The following is a 13,928-nucleotide window of genomic DNA, read 5'->3' as shown; positions in this document are numbered from 1 at the left end:
CCCTTCCGGTTCGCGCGCGGGAATCCTCCGCCGGCCGACCCGCGGCTCGGCAATCATGAAATCAACGCGGGCGCCTGCCTGACCACCGCCCCCGATCGCACGCACCCGCCCGGCGCGGAGGAGGCCGCACTACCCCGCAGAAGCGCAGCCCCACTGTGGACCGGGAACGGCGCACGGCGCCGCGACTTGACTTCGCGCACTTTTTCGACTACCTGGTGCTTGCCCGCGGCCGCCTGCTCGGCTGGATCGGAGCGCAGCCCGAAGGTCTCTACACGCGCGCGTACCCGTTCGGGCTGGGATCGATCCGCGCGACGCTCCTCCACATCGCGGACATCGAGTGGGGCTACGTGCAGCGGCTGACCGGCCGCGACTACACTCGGGAAGACTCGCCGTTCGCGGAAGACCGGTATCCGGGCCTCCCGGCGTTCGCCGCCGCGTGGAGCGCCCAGCAGCCGGCCACGCGCCGCGCGCTCGCGGGCCTCGACGACCCGTCGTGCCCGATCGAATACGTGTCGCGCAACTTCACGCCGCCCCGCCGCACCCGGACGACGGCCGGCGGCATCGCCGGACAACTGCTCTTCCACGAAGTGCACCACCGGGCGCAGGTGATGACGATGCTGCGGCTGGCCGGTGTGCCGGCGCAGGACCTCGACTACAGCCGCCTCGTCTGGGAGCGAACGCCCGAGACGTGGTAGAGCCTGATTCTTCAACGGTCCCTACGGGGTTGATAGCCTGAGCACGCCCGGAACCGGCGGAAGATCTCTGAAGAGTCTCTGGATGCTCGCGTTCGACCTGACGCAGCGCCCTGAGATCGAACATGTCCTCGAAGGTGGGCGCGCGCCGGAGCGCTCCGATCTTCATCGCAAAATCAGCTCCCGCCTGCGCCAAGCGGCATCATGTGGACGACGCGTGATCGTCGCGCGTGCATCAGGCACCCCGCAGTCGCGTTTCGTCGGCCTGCTTTTGACATGCACATTGTAGCCTACTCCGCTCCGCCCGGCCGACCTTTATTGTGCGCGTTCGGGCCCGTTCCGCACCGCATCGGGAGGGGCCGATTCGCGGCACGTGGAAGGGCTGGTGCGCCGCGCCGCGTCCAGACTGCGTACGGCCGGACGGTCCGCGTGCAAGGGGGCTAGGTCCATGACGTACCATGCCTCGTTTCGCTGGATCATCTGCGCCGCGCTCGCCGGCATCCTCACCGCGTCGTCGGCCTGGGCCGCGGCGCCGGCCCCGAAGTACGGCGGGATCCTCAACGCGATGCACCGCGAGGACCCGCCCAGCTTCAGCCTCATCGAAGAGGCCACCGTCTCGGTGAACTGGGGCGTAATGCCCTGCTACAACAACCTGGTCATGTTCGATCCGGCGAAATCGCAGGAGACGCCCCAGTCGATCATCGGCGACCTGGCCGAGAAGTGGGAATGGCGGGACGGCGGCAAGACGCTGGCGTTCACGCTGCACCGCGGCGTGCGCTGGCACGACGGCCGGCCGTTCAGCAGCGCGGACGTGAAATACACGTTCGACCTGATCCGCGAGGCGCCGGGCATGCCGGTGAAGCTGCGCCTGAATCCCCGCAAACTGTGGTACTCGCAGATTCAGGCGATCGACACGCCCGACCCGGCGACCGTGCTCTTTCGCCTCCGGCGGCCTCAGCCCGCGCTCCTGATGATGATGGCGTCCGGCTACTCGCCGATTTATCCGCAGCACATCCCGCCCGCGGAGCTCCGGACGCGCTGCGTCGGGACCGGGCCGTACAAGCTGCGCGAGTACCGGCCCGGCGAACTGATCGAGTACGTCCGGAATCCGGACTACTTCGTCAAGGGACGGCCCTACCTTGACGGCATCCGCTTCATCATCATTAAAGAGCGCGGCACGCGGATCGCGGCCCTTCAGGCCGGCCGGCTCGACATCATGATGCCGCAGGAGGGCAGCGTGACGGCCGGCGAGCAGCTGAGAAAGGCCGTGCCGTCGATGGTCATCACCCTCGCGAGCCACGACATCAATACCAACCTGCTCATGAACTTCAAGCGCGCGCCGTTCACCGACGCCCGCGTGCGGCGGGCGCTGAGCCTCGCGATCGACCGGCGGGGCTTCATCAAGGCGGTCCGCCAGGGCGGCGCGCTCATGGGCGCGTCGCTGATGCCGCGGCCCTGGGGGGCATGGGGCCTCGGCCCGTCCGCGCTGGCGGCGCTGCCGGGCAACGGCGACGGCGCGGCGCAGAAGGCGGAGTCCCGCCGGCTGCTCGCCGAGGCCGGCTTCGGGCCGGCGAAGCCGCTGCGGGTCACCCTCAGCACGCGCGGCATCGCCCTCTACGTGGACATGGCGACCTACGTCATCGATCAGTTTAAGCAGGTGGGCGTGGAGGCGACGCTCGAGCAAATCGACAGCGCGGTGTGGTTCGCCAAACTCGCGCGCGGCGACTACGAGCTCGGCGCCAACCAGACCGGGATGGGGGCCGACGACCCGGATGTGACCTTTTACGAGAACTACGCCTGCGGATCGCAGCGCAACTACTCGCAGTACTGCAACCCGGAAGTCGATCGGATGTTTGACGCGGAGTCGCAGGAGCTCGATCAGGCCAAGCGCCAGGCAATGGTCGCCGAGATTCAGAAGCGGCTCGAGCTCGACGCCGCCCGGCCGATCTTCGCCTGGGATCTCGACTACTTCGCGATGTGGCCGTACGTCCACGGGTTCGTACCGCACAACAACGTCTACAACAACGGCCGCCTGCAGGACGTGTGGATGAGCAAGTAAACCGGCGCATCCCGCGTCGCGCCCATGCGGACGTTCGTCGCCCACCGGCTCGGTCTCGCGGCGATCACGCTCGTCGGGATGTCGATCGTCATTTTCGTGCTCCTGCGGATCGCGCCCGGCAACATCGTGGACCTGCTGTTCTCCTCCGCCGGCTACGTGGACCCGGCCGAGAAGCAGCAGATCACCCACGAACTGCTGCTCGACCGCCCGATCGCGGTCCAGTACGCGCAGTGGGCCGGTGCCCTCCTCCACGGCGACCTCGGCAAGTCCTACCGCTACGACCTGCCGGCGGCGCGCATCATCGGGCCGCGCGTCCCGATTACCGTCGAGCTGGCCGTGATGGGCATGGCGGTCGCGCTCCTCGTGGGCCTGCCGACCGGCATCGCCAGCGCGACCCGGCAGAACACGGCCACGGACTACGGCCTCAGGATCTTCAGCCTCGCGGGCCTGTCGATGCCCGCGTTCTGGCTCGGGATGGTGATCATCCTGATGCTGGTCCGCGTGTTCGGATGGATCCCGCCGATGCTGTACGTGCCGATCCGCGAGAATCCGGGCCTCCACGTGATGCAGTTTCTCTTTCCGGCGCTGGCCGTCGGGTACCGCAGCGCGGCGCTGATCAACCGGATGACCCGCTCCTCCATGCTCGAAGTGCTGCGCGAGGATTACGTGCGGACCGGCCGCGCCAAGGGTCTCGCCGGCCGGGTCGTCGTCTACCGGCACGCGCTGCGCAACGCGCTCCTGCCCGTCGTCACGGTCGTCGGCACGGAGTTCGCATTCTTGATCGGGGGATTGGTCGTCACCGAGACGGTGTTCAACCTGCCCGGCGTCGCGCGGTTCCTCGTGGAAGCGATACTGTGGCGCGACTACCCGATCGTCCAAAACCTCGTCATGCTGATCGCGATCGTCGTCGTGCTCTCGAACCTCGGCGTGGATCTGCTCTACGCCCGGCTCGATCCCAGGGTGCGGTACACATGAACCGCGTCGACGCCGTCGCGGGACCCGCCCCCGCCGCGGCCGTGACCCGCCGGCACACCGGCGTCGCCCGCGCGTTCGGCCGGCGGTCGCCTCTCGGCGCGGTGGGCGCCTTCGTCATGCTCGTCGTGATCGTCGCCGGCCTCGGCGCGCCGATCGTGGCGACGCACGATCCGACGCGGACCGACGCGGCGCAGACCTTCCAGCCGCCCGGCCCGCGCCACTGGCTCGGGACCGACCATCTCGGCCGCGACATCTACAGCCGCCTCGTGCACGGGGCCCGGGTCTCGCTGGCGGTCGGCGTCGCCTGCGCGCTGCTCGGCGGGGTCGGCGGCGGCGCGGTCGGGCTGGTCAGCGGGCTCGCCGGCCGCCGGGTCGACGCGATCATCCAGCCGGTGCTCGACATCATGCAGGGCTTCCCGCTGCTGGTCCTCGCGCTGGTGATGACGGCGGCCCTCGGCCCGTCGATCGGCACGGTGGTGATCGCGATCTCGGTGCCGTTCGTTCCGCGGGTGGCGCGCGTGGTACGCGCGGTCACGCTCGGCGTCCGGGAGACAACCTACGTCGAGGCCGCCCGCGCCCTCGGCGCGGGCGGCCTGCGTGTGGCGCTGCGCCACGTCTTTCCGAATACGGTCGCGCCGCTTGTCGTGATGACCACCGCGCAGCTCGGCAACGCCATCCTCGTGGAGGCATCGCTGAGCTTCCTTGGCCTCGGCATCCCGGAACCCTACCCGTCGTGGGGCCGCATGCTCTCGGTCTCCGCGGCGGAGTTCGCGCAGCGCGCTCCGTGGGTGGTGATCTTCCCGGGGCTGGCGATCAGCCTGGTGGTATTCGCGAGCAACCTTTTCGGGGACGGGCTTCGCGACTATTTGGATCCGCGCCTCAGGATCTGAGGCCGCTCCGCCGGCGGCGGCACGCCGCGGTCAGCGCGTCAGCGCCTCGGCCTCCTGCTCGAGCCACTCCTCCACGGCGGCGCGCACGATCTCGTAGGTCGCGCCGCGGCCCTGCCCGACGATCGGACCCGAGGGCGTGCGGCGCGCGATCCACAGCCAGCCGCCGCCCCGGACGCGCGCGTACGCGACCACCACGCGCACGGTGCCGCTCGGTGTCTCCCGCCGAATCAGTTCGTCGCGCATCGCGACCGGTATCAGCCGGCGCGGCGCAGGCGCGAGTGCAGCGCCGGCACCGGAATCTCAACGTCTGCGCCGAGGCTGCGCAGGTACTCCACGACCTCGCGGGTAAGCACCGGGTCCCCGATCAGACGGTCCACGCAGACACGGCGGCGCCGGCCGCAGGCGACATCATCGATGGTCTGGACGAGGGAGAACGCTCCGCAGGCTTGGAGCGCGCTGACAAGCTGGTCGCGGCTCATGGGCTGCCTCCAGTAGTGCGTCCGTTGCGACGGCGAGATGCTGCGACGGTTGCCGGTCCAATTGCGTGCGTGCCGCTCGGCCTTGCTGGTTCTTGGGAGGGTCCGGAAAGTCCTGCTTAGCCTCGGAAGGCGTCCCGCACGACCTCGACGCGGATCGGCCGGTCGCCCGCCGCCAGCCACACCTCCACCACGTCGAACCGGCAGGTCCGGTGCGCGCGGCCGGTCCGGCCGAGATACCGCATCGCGAGCGCGAGCAACGTTCGCTGCTTCCGCACGGTGACGGCCTCGGCGGGTGTGCCGAACGCCGTCCCGCGCCGGGTTTTGACCTCGACGAACACGACGTCGCCGTCGTGCTCGCACACGAGATCGATCTCACCGCGGCCGAGGCGGACGTTCCGGACGAGCACGCGGTAGCCGCGTGCTGCGAGCGCGTGCGCGGCGGCCTCTTCGCCGATGCGGCCGCGCGTCCGCCGCACCGACCCTCTCGCGGCCGCGGTTGGCCGCTGTGGGTCATGGGGCGAACGGACCGGCACGCGCCTGCCCTACGGGCCTTCGAGGGACTCCGGTGCGAAGAGCGCGAGCTGCCGCTCGGGCAGGAAGGCGCGGCGGTGGATGGGCGACGGTCCGTACCGGTCGAGGGCGGCCAGGTGCTCCGCCGTCGCGTACCCCTTGTGCCGGGCGAAGCCGTACTCGGGGTACTCCCGGTCCAGATCGCGCATCATCCGGTCGCGCGCGATCTTGGCCACGATCGACGCCGCGGCGATACAGGCGCAGGTCGCGTCGCCCTTCACGATCGAGATCTGCGGGAAGCCGTTCGGAAGCACATGCCGCCCGTCGATGAGCAGGAAGGCGGGCGGCGGCGTCAGCTGCGCGACCGCCCGCTGCATCGCCAGGCGCGTCGCGCCGAGGATGTTCCAGCGGTCGATCTCCGCGACCGACGCCTCGCCCAAGGCGATCGCGTCGGCGCGCTCGCGAATCTCCGTGATGAGCGCCTCGCGCTCTTCCCGCGTGAGACGCTTGCTGTCGTTGAGGCCGCGGATCGGCGGCGAGGGCCGCAGCACGACCGCCGCGGCGACGACGGGGCCCGCGAGCGGCCCGCAGCCGACCTCGTCGATCCCGGCCACGACCTGCCCGATGCGCAGCCGGCGCCGCTCTTCGCGGTAGAGCGCGCGGAGCCGGGCCGCCTCGGCGCGCGATGCGGCGGCCGCTTTCCGGGCGCGCGCGACCAGACGCCGCACCAGGGCCCGGCGGTCGCGCGCGAGGGCTCGAAGCAAAGATTCCGGAGGGATGCGATAGCCGGCGAGACGTTCGATGATCTCCGCCACCGTGAGGCGGCGAAGATCACTCATGCGCACGCGCGGTCTCCGTGCCGCCCGCTTAGGGAAGGCCGATCAGTGGACGAAGCCGATCCGCTGCGGCGGCCAGTAGATAAAGATCGCCTTGCCGATAATGTTGTCACGGGGTACGTATCCGAAGAACCGGCTGTCCTCACTGTTGTTCCGGTTGTCGCCCAGGACGAAGAACTGGCCCTGCGGCACCGTGACGGGTCCGTAGTTGCCGAAATCAGGCTTGATCGTGTACCCCTTCTCGGAAATACGTTGGCCGTTGACGTACACAACGCCTTCTTTGAGCTGCGCCCGGTCGCCCGGCAGGCCCATCACCCGTTTGACGAAGTCGCGCTGCGGGTTCAGAGGATACCGGAACACGATCACGTCGCCGCGGGCGATCGGCTCGAACCGGTACAGAAACTTCGCGACCAGAATGCGGTCGTTCACCATGAGGGTCGGTTCCATCGAGCCGGACGGGATGTAGAAGGCCTGGACGACGAAGGTGATGATAACGAGGCTGAGCACGGCCGCGAAAATGCACGCGTCGAGCGTTTCGATGATCGACGTGCGCACGACGGGCGGAATCGCGTACGCCCGCTTCACGACGATGCGGGACGCAACCAGCAGTGCGGACACCCCCAGGATCATCGTGGGGATGCTGAGCGATGCCACGCCTAGCGCTTCTCCTTGATGCGGCTCTCCCGTCCGATCTTTTCCCGCAGATAGAAGAGCTTGGCGCGGCGGACACGGCCCTTGCGGAGAATCTCGATCTTCTCGATGCGGGGCGAGTGGAGCGGGAAGGTCCGCTCGACGCCGACGCCGTGGGAGATCCGGCGGACGGTAAACGCCGCGCGCAGTCCGCCGCCGCGGCGCCCGATCACGGTGCCCTCGAACGCCTGGAGGCGGTCGCGCCCGCCCTCCGCCACCTTGATGTGCACGCGCACGGTATCCCCGGCGGCAAACGGCGGCAGTTCCGTCTTCATCTGCTGGCGCTCGATCGCGACGACCCTCTCCATAACACAAACGCCCCCCACGGGCCTTGATTTCATGGGCGCCGGCGGCTCTAACTTCATGCTGGCCGGCCGAAGTGACAGCGCATTATAGCACGCGCGCGCTCAGGGCGTCAGCCCCTTTCGCCGCGCCGCGCGCCGGCCTGATCCGGCGCCGCGCGCCACTCGCGGAGCCACCCGCGGGCTTCCTCGTCGAGCGAAGCCTCGTCCACCAGATCGGACCGGCGCGCGAGCGTCCGCCGCAGCGCCTCGCGCCGCCGCCAGCGGCGGATCTCCTCATGATGCCCGCTCAGCAGCACCTCCGGCACGGCGTGCCCTTCGAGATCGGCCGGCCGGGTGTAGTGCGGGTGATCGAGGAGCCCCGCCGAGAACGAGTCCTCGCGCACCGACGCCTCCTCGCCCACCACGCCCGGCACGAGACGGCCCACGGCCTCGACGATCACCATCGCCGGCAGTTCGCCGCCGCTCAGAACGTAATCGCCGATGCTGACCTCTTCCGCGCCGAGGATCTCGGCGACGCGCTCGTCCACTCCCTCGTACCGGCCGCACAGGACGGTGAGCTGCGGCGCCGCGGCGAGGGACCGGATCCACGCCTGCGAGAGGCGCCGCCCCTGCGGGCTGGTCAGCAGGACCGGCCCCGGCGCCGGCGCGGCGCGCCGGATGACGTCCACGGCGCGGAGGAACGGCTCGGCCTTCATCACCATGCCGGCCCCGCCGCCGTACGGCGGCTCGTCCACGGTCCGGTGGCGGTCGTCCGTGAACGCGCGGAGGTCCCAGACCACCAGGTCGAGCAGGCCCCGCGCGCGGCCGCGGCCGATCACCCCCGCGTCGAGCGGCCCGGGAAACACGTCCGGAAAGATCGTCACCACGTCGATACGCATCACGACCACTCCGGGGGACGCACGACGATCTCGCCGGCCGCCAGATCGACGGTCTCGATCACGCCTTCGACGGCCGGCAGCAGCGTCTCTGTCCCCGCGGCCGACCGGACGACGTAGACGTCGTTGCTGCCGGTCCGCAGCACGTCGACGACCTCGCCCAGCACCTCGCCGCCGGGCGTCCGCGCGCGGAGGCCGACGATCTGAAAGACGTAGAACTGTCCGGGCGGCAGCGGCACCGCGTCCGCCGCCGGCACCTCGATCGTGGCGCCGCGCAGCGCCGCGGCGTCGTCCGGGGTATCGACGCCGGCCAGCTTCATGACGACGAACCGGCCGGCCGGCTCGGCCGCCTCCACCGCCATCGTGCGCACGCGGCCGCCCTGCACGAGCGCCACCTCCCGCAGACGCAGCAGCCGCTCGGGGAAGTCGGTGATCGGCAGCACGCGCAGCGCGCCGCGGACGCCGTGCGGACGGGTGACTTCACCCACGACGATGAGCCCGTCACGCCGGCCGTCGCCGCTCTTGCCCACGCCGTAGGCCCAGCCGCGCGAACACGCCACGCCGCGTCCCCGGACGGCCCTTAGGCCCCCGGCATGATCAGGCCCGAGGGCGAGGCGGACGGCGAAGCAGACGGCGACGACGCGGGGGCGCCTTCCCGGATCTCCATCACGATCCCGTCCTTCACGACGATCTCCGCGCGCGAGATCTTGTCGAACAGGTTGTCGCCGACCACGAGCTCGGCGATGCCCTCGATCGTGCCCTGAGTGAACTCCTCGTTGATCTTCAGCTCCTCCGCTTCGCGGAGCCGCGCGGTGAGCTCCGCGCGCGCCGCGTCCTGGCGCGCCCGCTCGATCTCGAGCTGCTGCCGCACCGCGCGGGACTGCGGCGAGACCTGCCGCTCGAGGTCGAACCGCCTCGCCTGCACGTCGATCTGCTGCACCACCGCCTCGATGCGCTTGATGGCGTCCTCGAGATCGGCGACGTACAGCCGCTTGAAACTCTCGGTCACGATCGTTTTGATGACGACCGGCCGCTGCACCGTAATGGTTGGCATGCCCGTCCCCCTTCGTCCCCCCGTCTAGCGCGGGGGCCTCCGCCGCCTTCGCGGCTCCTGCGCCCTCTACGGCCGCAGGACCTCTACGTTCACGCGCTTGCCGCTGCCCGTCGCCGCGGCCCGCGCGAGCGTGCGAATCGCCTTGATGATCCGGCCGCCGCGGCCGATGAGTTTGCCCACGTCGTCCGCCGCGACCCGGACCTCGATCGTGGCCGTCTGCGGGCCGTCGACAACCTCGACGACGACGTCGTCGGGATGGTCGACCAACGACCGCGCCACGAGCTCGACGAGGGCTTTCACCGCGGCGCCTTGGCCCGGCTCTCCTCCCACTGACGGAGGACGCCGGTCTTTTCGAGGATGACGCGGGCGGCGTCCGACGGCCGGGCCCCTTTGCGGAGCCACGCCAGCACCTTGTCGGTGTTGACGTGCATTGTCGACGGCTCGGTCCGCGGATTGTAGTAGCCCACGTTGTCGAGATACTTGCCGCTGCGCGGGCTGTGGGAATCCGCCACCACCAGCCGGTAAAACGGCTGGCCCTTGGCCCCCCGCCGCGTCAGCCGGATCTTGACGCTCATGTTCTGTCCCCCTCCTGCCTTCAATCGGCGCCGGGTGCCTCTCGGGAACGGCGCCGTTCGTCCTGGCCTTACGGCTCCAACGAGGTGGGCAGCTTGCCGAGTTTGCCGGCGCGCCGCCCCATGCTCTCGATCTGCTTCAGCATCTTCTTCGCGTCGGCGAACTGGCGCAGCAGCCGGTTCACCTCCTGCACCGAGGTGCCGCTGCCGCGCGCGATCCGGCGGCGGCGGCTGCCGTCGATCACGTCGGGATGCCGGCGCTCGCCCGGCGTCATCGAGTTGATCATCGCCTCGAGGCGGCCGAGCGCGCGCTCGTCCACTTCCCCCCCGCCGGGCAGGCCCGCGCGTTTGGCGCTGAATCCCGGTATCATTGCGAGCACCTGGTCGATCGGGCCCATCGCCCGGACCTGCCGGAGCTGCTTCGTGAAATCCTCGAGCGTGAACTCGGCGCGGCGCAGCTTGCGCTCCATCTCGCGCGCGTCGTCGGCCGTCACCTGTTCCTGGGCCTTCTCGATCAGGGTAAGCACGTCGCCCATGCCGAGAATGCGCGACGCCATGCGGTCCGGATGGAAGGGCTCCAGCGCGTCGAGGCGCTCGCCGGTGCCGACGTAGAGAATCGGCACGCCGATGGTGGCCGCCACGGATAGGGCGGCGCCGCCGCGGGCGTCCCCGTCGAGCTTCGTGAGGATCACCCCGTCGATCGGCACCGCGCGGTGGAACCCTTCGGCCATGCGCACCGCGTCCTGCCCCGCCATCGCGTCGAGGACGAGCAGCGTGTAATGGGGGGCGACGGCCTCGCGAATGCGCGCGAGCTCGGCGACGAGGTCCTCGTCGATGTGGAGGCGGCCCGCGCTGTCGACGATGAGCGTGTCGGCCACGCGGCTGCGGGCCACCTCGAGGGCGCGCCGCGCCACGGCGACCGCGTCCTCGCCGGCCGCGGGCGACACCACCGTCACCCCGGCCCGCTGGCCGACGATCTCCAGTTGGCGCACCGCCGCCGGACGCGAAAGGTCGGCCGCGGCCAGCACCGGCTCCCGGCCGCGCTTCTTGAGGTGGACGGCCAGCTTGCCGGCCGTCGTGGTCTTCCCGGTTCCATGGAGACCCGCGAGCAGAATCACGGTCGGCGGCTTCGGCGCCGGCATGAGCGCGCGGTGCGACTCGCCGAGCAGCCGGACCAGCTCCGCGTGGACGATCTGCACGACCTGCTGGCCCGGGGTGAGGCTCTTCCAGACCTCCTGCCCCACGGCCGCCTCGCGCACCCGGGCGACGAAATCACGGGCGATCTTGACGTTGACGTCGGCCTCGAGCAGGACGAGACGGATCTCGCGGAGCGCCTGCTCGACGTCCGCCTCGGACAAAGCCCCCCGCCCGCGCAGCCGGTTCAGGATGCCGCCGAGGCGGGACTGCAGCTGCTCAAACATCACGGCCCTCGTACACGCGAAATCCCCCGCCCCGCTCCACCTCGCGCACGCTGCCGAAGACCTCGCCCATGCACCGCGCGATCGTCCGGGCGCCCTGGCTCGTGCGCGCGACCAGATAGAAGCGGCCGCCCGGCGCGAGATGCGCCCGCGCCTCGCCGAGGAGCCGCACGACCACCGTCCGGCCCGCGCGGATCGGCGGGTTGAGCAGAATCAGGTCGAAGCGCTCGTCTCCAACCGGCGCGCAGCCGTCGCCGGTCCGCGCCTCGGCGTTGGCGGCCGCGTTATCGCGGATGTTGGCCGCGGCGAGGGCCGTGGCGCGCGGATTGATGTCGACGAGCGTCACATGGGCCCGCGGGCTGCGGGCGGCCATCACGATGCCGAGCGCGCCGTAGCCGCAGCCGAGATCCAGGATCGTGCCGGCTTCGGCGGGATCCACCGCTTCCAGCAGCAGACGCGTCCCGCGATCGACGCCGCCGCGCGAGAAGACGCCTGGGGCTGTGCGAAACCGGAACTCACGGCCGCCGTCTTCGAAGCGGATCGTCCGCTCGCGTCCGGGCGCCGGCCTGCCCTCGTCAGGGGGCGGAGCCGGCGTGAAGTAATGCGACGCCGGCGCCTTCCGCCGGCTAGTCCCGCTCGGGCGGGGCGACGCCATTGTGCTCACATCGCCTCGCGAAGCGCCCGCAGCGCCCGCAGCAGGGGGCCGGTGGGCGCCCCGGCCTCGGTCAAGCGCGCCGCCGCCCGTTCGACCGCGAGCAAGCGCGCGGCCGCGGCGTCCCGGCCACGCCCGTTCCGCCCGGCCTCCGAGAGGACGCGGAGCCGGTCCTCGAGATGCCGCACCTCGTCCACCGAGCGCCGCAGGCTGTCGAACACGGCCTGCCGGCTGACGCGGAGCCGGCCGGCAATCTCGCCGAGCGACAGGTCCTCATGGTAGTACATGCGCACCAGCCGCTGCTGGCGGGCCGTCAGCAGGCCGGCGTACGCGTCGAACAGCCGGATCACGGCGGTCCGATCGGCGAGACTGCGGGCGCGGCCGTTGAGCCGCGGGGTGGAAGGTGTCTTCTGTAAAGGCATTGTCCTTGACGCCAGTATAGCACACGGCTACCCGAGAAACTCAAGGCGACACGGCGACGGCGAGCCCGGTGCGCAGCCATGCGGGAAGGGTGCGCTCGTTTGCAAGGTGATCGGTCGCCCGGTTGGGGTTCACGGCTCCGCGGCCTGTTTCAAGAGCGCGCCGGCTCCCGTGATGTTCTTCATGAGGTCCTCCGGCACGCCGTGGCGCTCGCGGAGGTACTCCGGAGTGTTGTAGGAGAGCCAGACGGCGCCGCCGGCGTCTTCCCAGACCAAGGCCTTGAGCGGGAGATCGATCGCGAGCGTCGGCGCCGCCACCATCAAGGGCGTCCCGGCCTTGGGGCTGCCGAAGATGAGCACCTGGGTGGGCCGCATCGCCAGTCCTGCCTTCTCCGCCTCGCTGCCGTGATCGATCAGGCCGAAGATGGTGAGGCCGTGCGCGCGCAGCGAGGCCTGCAGCCGCTGCACGGTTTCCGGCACAGAGTGCCCGCTGCGCAGGTGGACCATCCCGGCGTCCGGCATCCCATCCATACGCGTCCCTCCGTCTCGCGCCTCATGACGCCAGCAGGGCTTCGACGAACGCCTTCGGATCGAACGGCTGCAGGTCGTCCATCCCCTCGCCGAACCCGACGAGCCGCACAGGCAGCTTGAGCTCGTCGGCGATCGCGACGGCGATGCCGCCGCGCGCGGTGCCGTCGAGCTTGGTCAGCACGACCCCGGTCAGCGGCAGCGCCGCGGCGAACTGCCGCGCCTGCGCAATCCCGTTCTGTCCGGTGGTCGCGTCCAGCACGAGGAGCGACTCGACCGGAGCCTCGGGCAGCTCGCGCCGCAGGACGCGATCGAGCTTCTTGAGCTCCTCGAGGAGGTTCGTCTTCGTGTGGAGGCGGCCCGCGGTGTCGACGATCAGCACATCGGCGTGGCGGGCGCGCGCGGCCTGCGCGGCATCGTACACCACCGCGGCCGGGTCCGAGCCCTCCGCGTGCCGCACGAGCTCCACCCCGGCGCGGTCGGTCCATACCGCCAGCTGGTCGATCGCCGCGGCCCGGAATGTGTCCGCCGCGGCGACGATCACGCGCCGGCCGTCGGCGCGAAAGCGGTGGGCCAGCTTGCCGATCGTCGTCGTCTTGCCCGCGCCGTTGACCCCGAGGACGACGATGCCGGCCGGCCGCGGCTCGAGGCGGAGGGGCGCGGGCTCGCCGAGTGTGGCGAGCACGACCTCGGCGAGCGCCCGCCGCAGGCCCTCGGGCGTCCGCGCCGCGGCGCCCAATTCGCCCGAGCGCGCGCGGCTCCGGAGGCGCGCGATCACCGTCTCGGTCGCTTGGACGCCGAGGTCCGCCGCTAGCAGCGCCTCTTCCAGGTCATCGTAGAACGACTCGTCGATCTCGCGCCCGATCAGACCGTCGAGCTGCGCGGCGAGGGCCTGGCGCGTCTTCGCCAGGCCCTCGCGAAACCGGCCGAACCATCCGCTCCCTGCCATCGCCGCTACGTCCCCGTGTGCGCCG

21 protein-coding genes are annotated in these 13,928 nt (G+C 70.8%); 5 read left to right on the top strand and 16 right to left on the bottom strand.

Annotated elements, in window-relative coordinates; all coding sequences use genetic code 11:
• Positions 1-155: 155 nt before the first annotated feature.
• The 5 genes from VKT83_17475 (at position 156) to VKT83_17455 (ending at position 4,616) form a co-directional block, all read left to right on the top strand.
• Positions 156-695 carry a DinB family protein gene (locus VKT83_17475; protein HLY24259.1) on the top strand — a complete coding sequence of 180 codons (540 nt, stop codon included), beginning with the start codon at positions 156-158 and terminating at the stop codon, positions 693-695.
• Positions 696-777: 82 nt separating this feature from the next.
• Complete coding sequence (locus tag VKT83_17470) at positions 778-981, top strand: hypothetical protein (GenBank protein HLY24258.1); 204 nt, start codon at positions 778-780, stop codon at positions 979-981.
• Between the two features lie 159 nt (positions 982-1,140).
• Entirely contained in the window at positions 1,141-2,751 is a 1,611-nt protein-coding gene (locus VKT83_17465) for an ABC transporter substrate-binding protein (protein HLY24257.1), read from the top strand.
• Between the two features lie 24 nt (positions 2,752-2,775).
• Positions 2,776-3,726, top strand: a complete 951-nt coding sequence (locus VKT83_17460; GenBank protein ID HLY24256.1) for an ABC transporter permease — start codon at positions 2,776-2,778, stop codon at positions 3,724-3,726.
• Complete coding sequence (locus VKT83_17455; GenBank protein HLY24255.1) at positions 3,723-4,616, top strand: ABC transporter permease; 894 nt, start codon at positions 3,723-3,725, stop codon at positions 4,614-4,616. The genes VKT83_17460 and VKT83_17455 overlap by 4 nt, the downstream gene beginning before the upstream one ends.
• A 30-nt stretch (positions 4,617-4,646) precedes the next feature.
• Here VKT83_17455 and VKT83_17450 read toward each other — a convergent pair whose 3' ends face one another.
• The 16 genes from VKT83_17450 to ftsY form a co-directional block, all read right to left on the bottom strand.
• Entirely contained in the window at positions 4,647-4,859 is a 213-nt protein-coding gene (locus VKT83_17450; protein ID HLY24254.1) for a hypothetical protein, read from the bottom strand.
• Between the two features lie 11 nt (positions 4,860-4,870).
• Complete coding sequence (locus VKT83_17445; protein ID HLY24253.1) at positions 4,871-5,095, bottom strand: hypothetical protein; 225 nt, start codon at positions 5,093-5,095, stop codon at positions 4,871-4,873.
• A 116-nt stretch (positions 5,096-5,211) separates the two neighbouring features.
• Positions 5,212-5,571, bottom strand: a complete 360-nt coding sequence (locus tag VKT83_17440) for a YraN family protein (protein ID HLY24252.1) — start codon at positions 5,569-5,571, stop codon at positions 5,212-5,214.
• Between the two features lie 66 nt (positions 5,572-5,637).
• Positions 5,638-6,444: a ribonuclease HII gene (locus tag VKT83_17435; protein ID HLY24251.1), complete on the bottom strand. Its 807-nt coding sequence runs from the start codon at positions 6,442-6,444 to the stop codon at positions 5,638-5,640.
• A gap of 42 nt (positions 6,445-6,486) precedes the next feature.
• On the bottom strand, positions 6,487-7,095 hold the full coding sequence (gene lepB / locus VKT83_17430; protein ID HLY24250.1) for a signal peptidase I: 609 nt from the start codon (positions 7,093-7,095) through the stop codon (positions 6,487-6,489).
• Positions 7,096-7,097: 2 nt separating this feature from the next.
• Entirely contained in the window at positions 7,098-7,439 is a 342-nt protein-coding gene (rplS, locus tag VKT83_17425; GenBank protein ID HLY24249.1) for a 50S ribosomal protein L19, read from the bottom strand.
• A 107-nt stretch (positions 7,440-7,546) separates the two neighbouring features.
• Positions 7,547-8,314, bottom strand: a complete 768-nt coding sequence (trmD, locus tag VKT83_17420; GenBank protein ID HLY24248.1) for a tRNA (guanosine(37)-N1)-methyltransferase TrmD — start codon at positions 8,312-8,314, stop codon at positions 7,547-7,549.
• Entirely contained in the window at positions 8,314-8,871 is a 558-nt protein-coding gene (gene rimM, locus VKT83_17415; protein HLY24247.1) for a ribosome maturation factor RimM, read from the bottom strand. Before rimM ends, trmD begins: the two co-directional genes overlap by 1 nt.
• Before the next feature lie 20 nt (positions 8,872-8,891).
• Positions 8,892-9,365: a YlqD family protein gene (locus VKT83_17410; protein ID HLY24246.1), complete on the bottom strand. Its 474-nt coding sequence runs from the start codon at positions 9,363-9,365 to the stop codon at positions 8,892-8,894.
• Positions 9,366-9,431: 66 nt separating this feature from the next.
• Entirely contained in the window at positions 9,432-9,665 is a 234-nt protein-coding gene (locus VKT83_17405) for a KH domain-containing protein (protein ID HLY24245.1), read from the bottom strand.
• A complete protein-coding gene (gene rpsP / locus VKT83_17400; protein HLY24244.1) occupies positions 9,662-9,940 on the bottom strand; it encodes a 30S ribosomal protein S16 in 279 nt (92 codons plus the stop codon). The genes VKT83_17405 and rpsP overlap by 4 nt, the downstream gene beginning before the upstream one ends.
• Before the next feature lie 68 nt (positions 9,941-10,008).
• Positions 10,009-11,358, bottom strand: a complete 1,350-nt coding sequence (gene ffh, locus VKT83_17395) for a signal recognition particle protein (GenBank protein ID HLY24243.1) — start codon at positions 11,356-11,358, stop codon at positions 10,009-10,011.
• Entirely contained in the window at positions 11,351-12,010 is a 660-nt protein-coding gene (locus tag VKT83_17390) for a class I SAM-dependent methyltransferase (protein HLY24242.1), read from the bottom strand. Before VKT83_17390 ends, ffh begins: the two co-directional genes overlap by 8 nt.
• A gap of 5 nt (positions 12,011-12,015) precedes the next feature.
• Positions 12,016-12,429, bottom strand: a complete 414-nt coding sequence (locus tag VKT83_17385) for a sigma factor-like helix-turn-helix DNA-binding protein (GenBank protein HLY24241.1) — start codon at positions 12,427-12,429, stop codon at positions 12,016-12,018.
• Positions 12,430-12,558: 129 nt separating this feature from the next.
• Positions 12,559-12,957 carry a DUF302 domain-containing protein gene (locus VKT83_17380; GenBank protein HLY24240.1) on the bottom strand — a complete coding sequence of 133 codons (399 nt, stop codon included), beginning with the start codon at positions 12,955-12,957 and terminating at the stop codon, positions 12,559-12,561.
• 22 nt (positions 12,958-12,979) lie between these two features.
• Positions 12,980-13,903, bottom strand: coding sequence for a signal recognition particle-docking protein FtsY (gene ftsY, locus VKT83_17375; GenBank protein HLY24239.1), 924 nt, complete (start codon positions 13,901-13,903; stop codon positions 12,980-12,982).
• Positions 13,904-13,928 lie beyond the last annotated feature (25 nt).

The sequence above is a fragment of the bacterium genome (assembly GCA_035308905.1).
GTDB lineage: Bacteria > Sysuimicrobiota > Sysuimicrobiia > Sysuimicrobiales > Segetimicrobiaceae > DASSJF01.
Note: the sequence above shows the minus strand (reverse complement) of the source record. Positions and strands in the feature narration are given on the sequence as shown.

Coding starts and splice junctions, on each gene's coding strand:
- VKT83_17385 (HLY24241.1), bottom strand. CDS start 12,429: ATGCCTTTACAGAAGACACCTTCCACCCCGCGGCTCAACGGCCGCGCC.
- VKT83_17460 (HLY24256.1), top strand. CDS start 2,776: ATGCGGACGTTCGTCGCCCACCGGCTCGGTCTCGCGGCGATCACGCTC.
- rpsP (HLY24244.1), bottom strand. CDS start 9,940: ATGAGCGTCAAGATCCGGCTGACGCGGCGGGGGGCCAAGGGCCAGCCG.
- trmD (HLY24248.1), bottom strand. CDS start 8,314: ATGCGTATCGACGTGGTGACGATCTTTCCGGACGTGTTTCCCGGGCCG.
- rplS (HLY24249.1), bottom strand. CDS start 7,439: ATGGAGAGGGTCGTCGCGATCGAGCGCCAGCAGATGAAGACGGAACTG.
- VKT83_17390 (HLY24242.1), bottom strand. CDS start 12,010: ATGGCGTCGCCCCGCCCGAGCGGGACTAGCCGGCGGAAGGCGCCGGCG.
- VKT83_17380 (HLY24240.1), bottom strand. CDS start 12,957: ATGGATGGGATGCCGGACGCCGGGATGGTCCACCTGCGCAGCGGGCAC.
- VKT83_17450 (HLY24254.1), bottom strand. CDS start 4,859: ATGCGCGACGAACTGATTCGGCGGGAGACACCGAGCGGCACCGTGCGC.
- VKT83_17410 (HLY24246.1), bottom strand. CDS start 9,365: ATGCCAACCATTACGGTGCAGCGGCCGGTCGTCATCAAAACGATCGTG.
- VKT83_17465 (HLY24257.1), top strand. CDS start 1,141: ATGACGTACCATGCCTCGTTTCGCTGGATCATCTGCGCCGCGCTCGCC.
- ftsY (HLY24239.1), bottom strand. CDS start 13,903: ATGGCAGGGAGCGGATGGTTCGGCCGGTTTCGCGAGGGCCTGGCGAAG.
- ffh (HLY24243.1), bottom strand. CDS start 11,358: ATGTTTGAGCAGCTGCAGTCCCGCCTCGGCGGCATCCTGAACCGGCTG.
- VKT83_17455 (HLY24255.1), top strand. CDS start 3,723: ATGAACCGCGTCGACGCCGTCGCGGGACCCGCCCCCGCCGCGGCCGTG.
- VKT83_17445 (HLY24253.1), bottom strand. CDS start 5,095: ATGAGCCGCGACCAGCTTGTCAGCGCGCTCCAAGCCTGCGGAGCGTTC.
- VKT83_17435 (HLY24251.1), bottom strand. CDS start 6,444: ATGAGTGATCTTCGCCGCCTCACGGTGGCGGAGATCATCGAACGTCTC.
- VKT83_17470 (HLY24258.1), top strand. CDS start 778: ATGCTCGCGTTCGACCTGACGCAGCGCCCTGAGATCGAACATGTCCTC.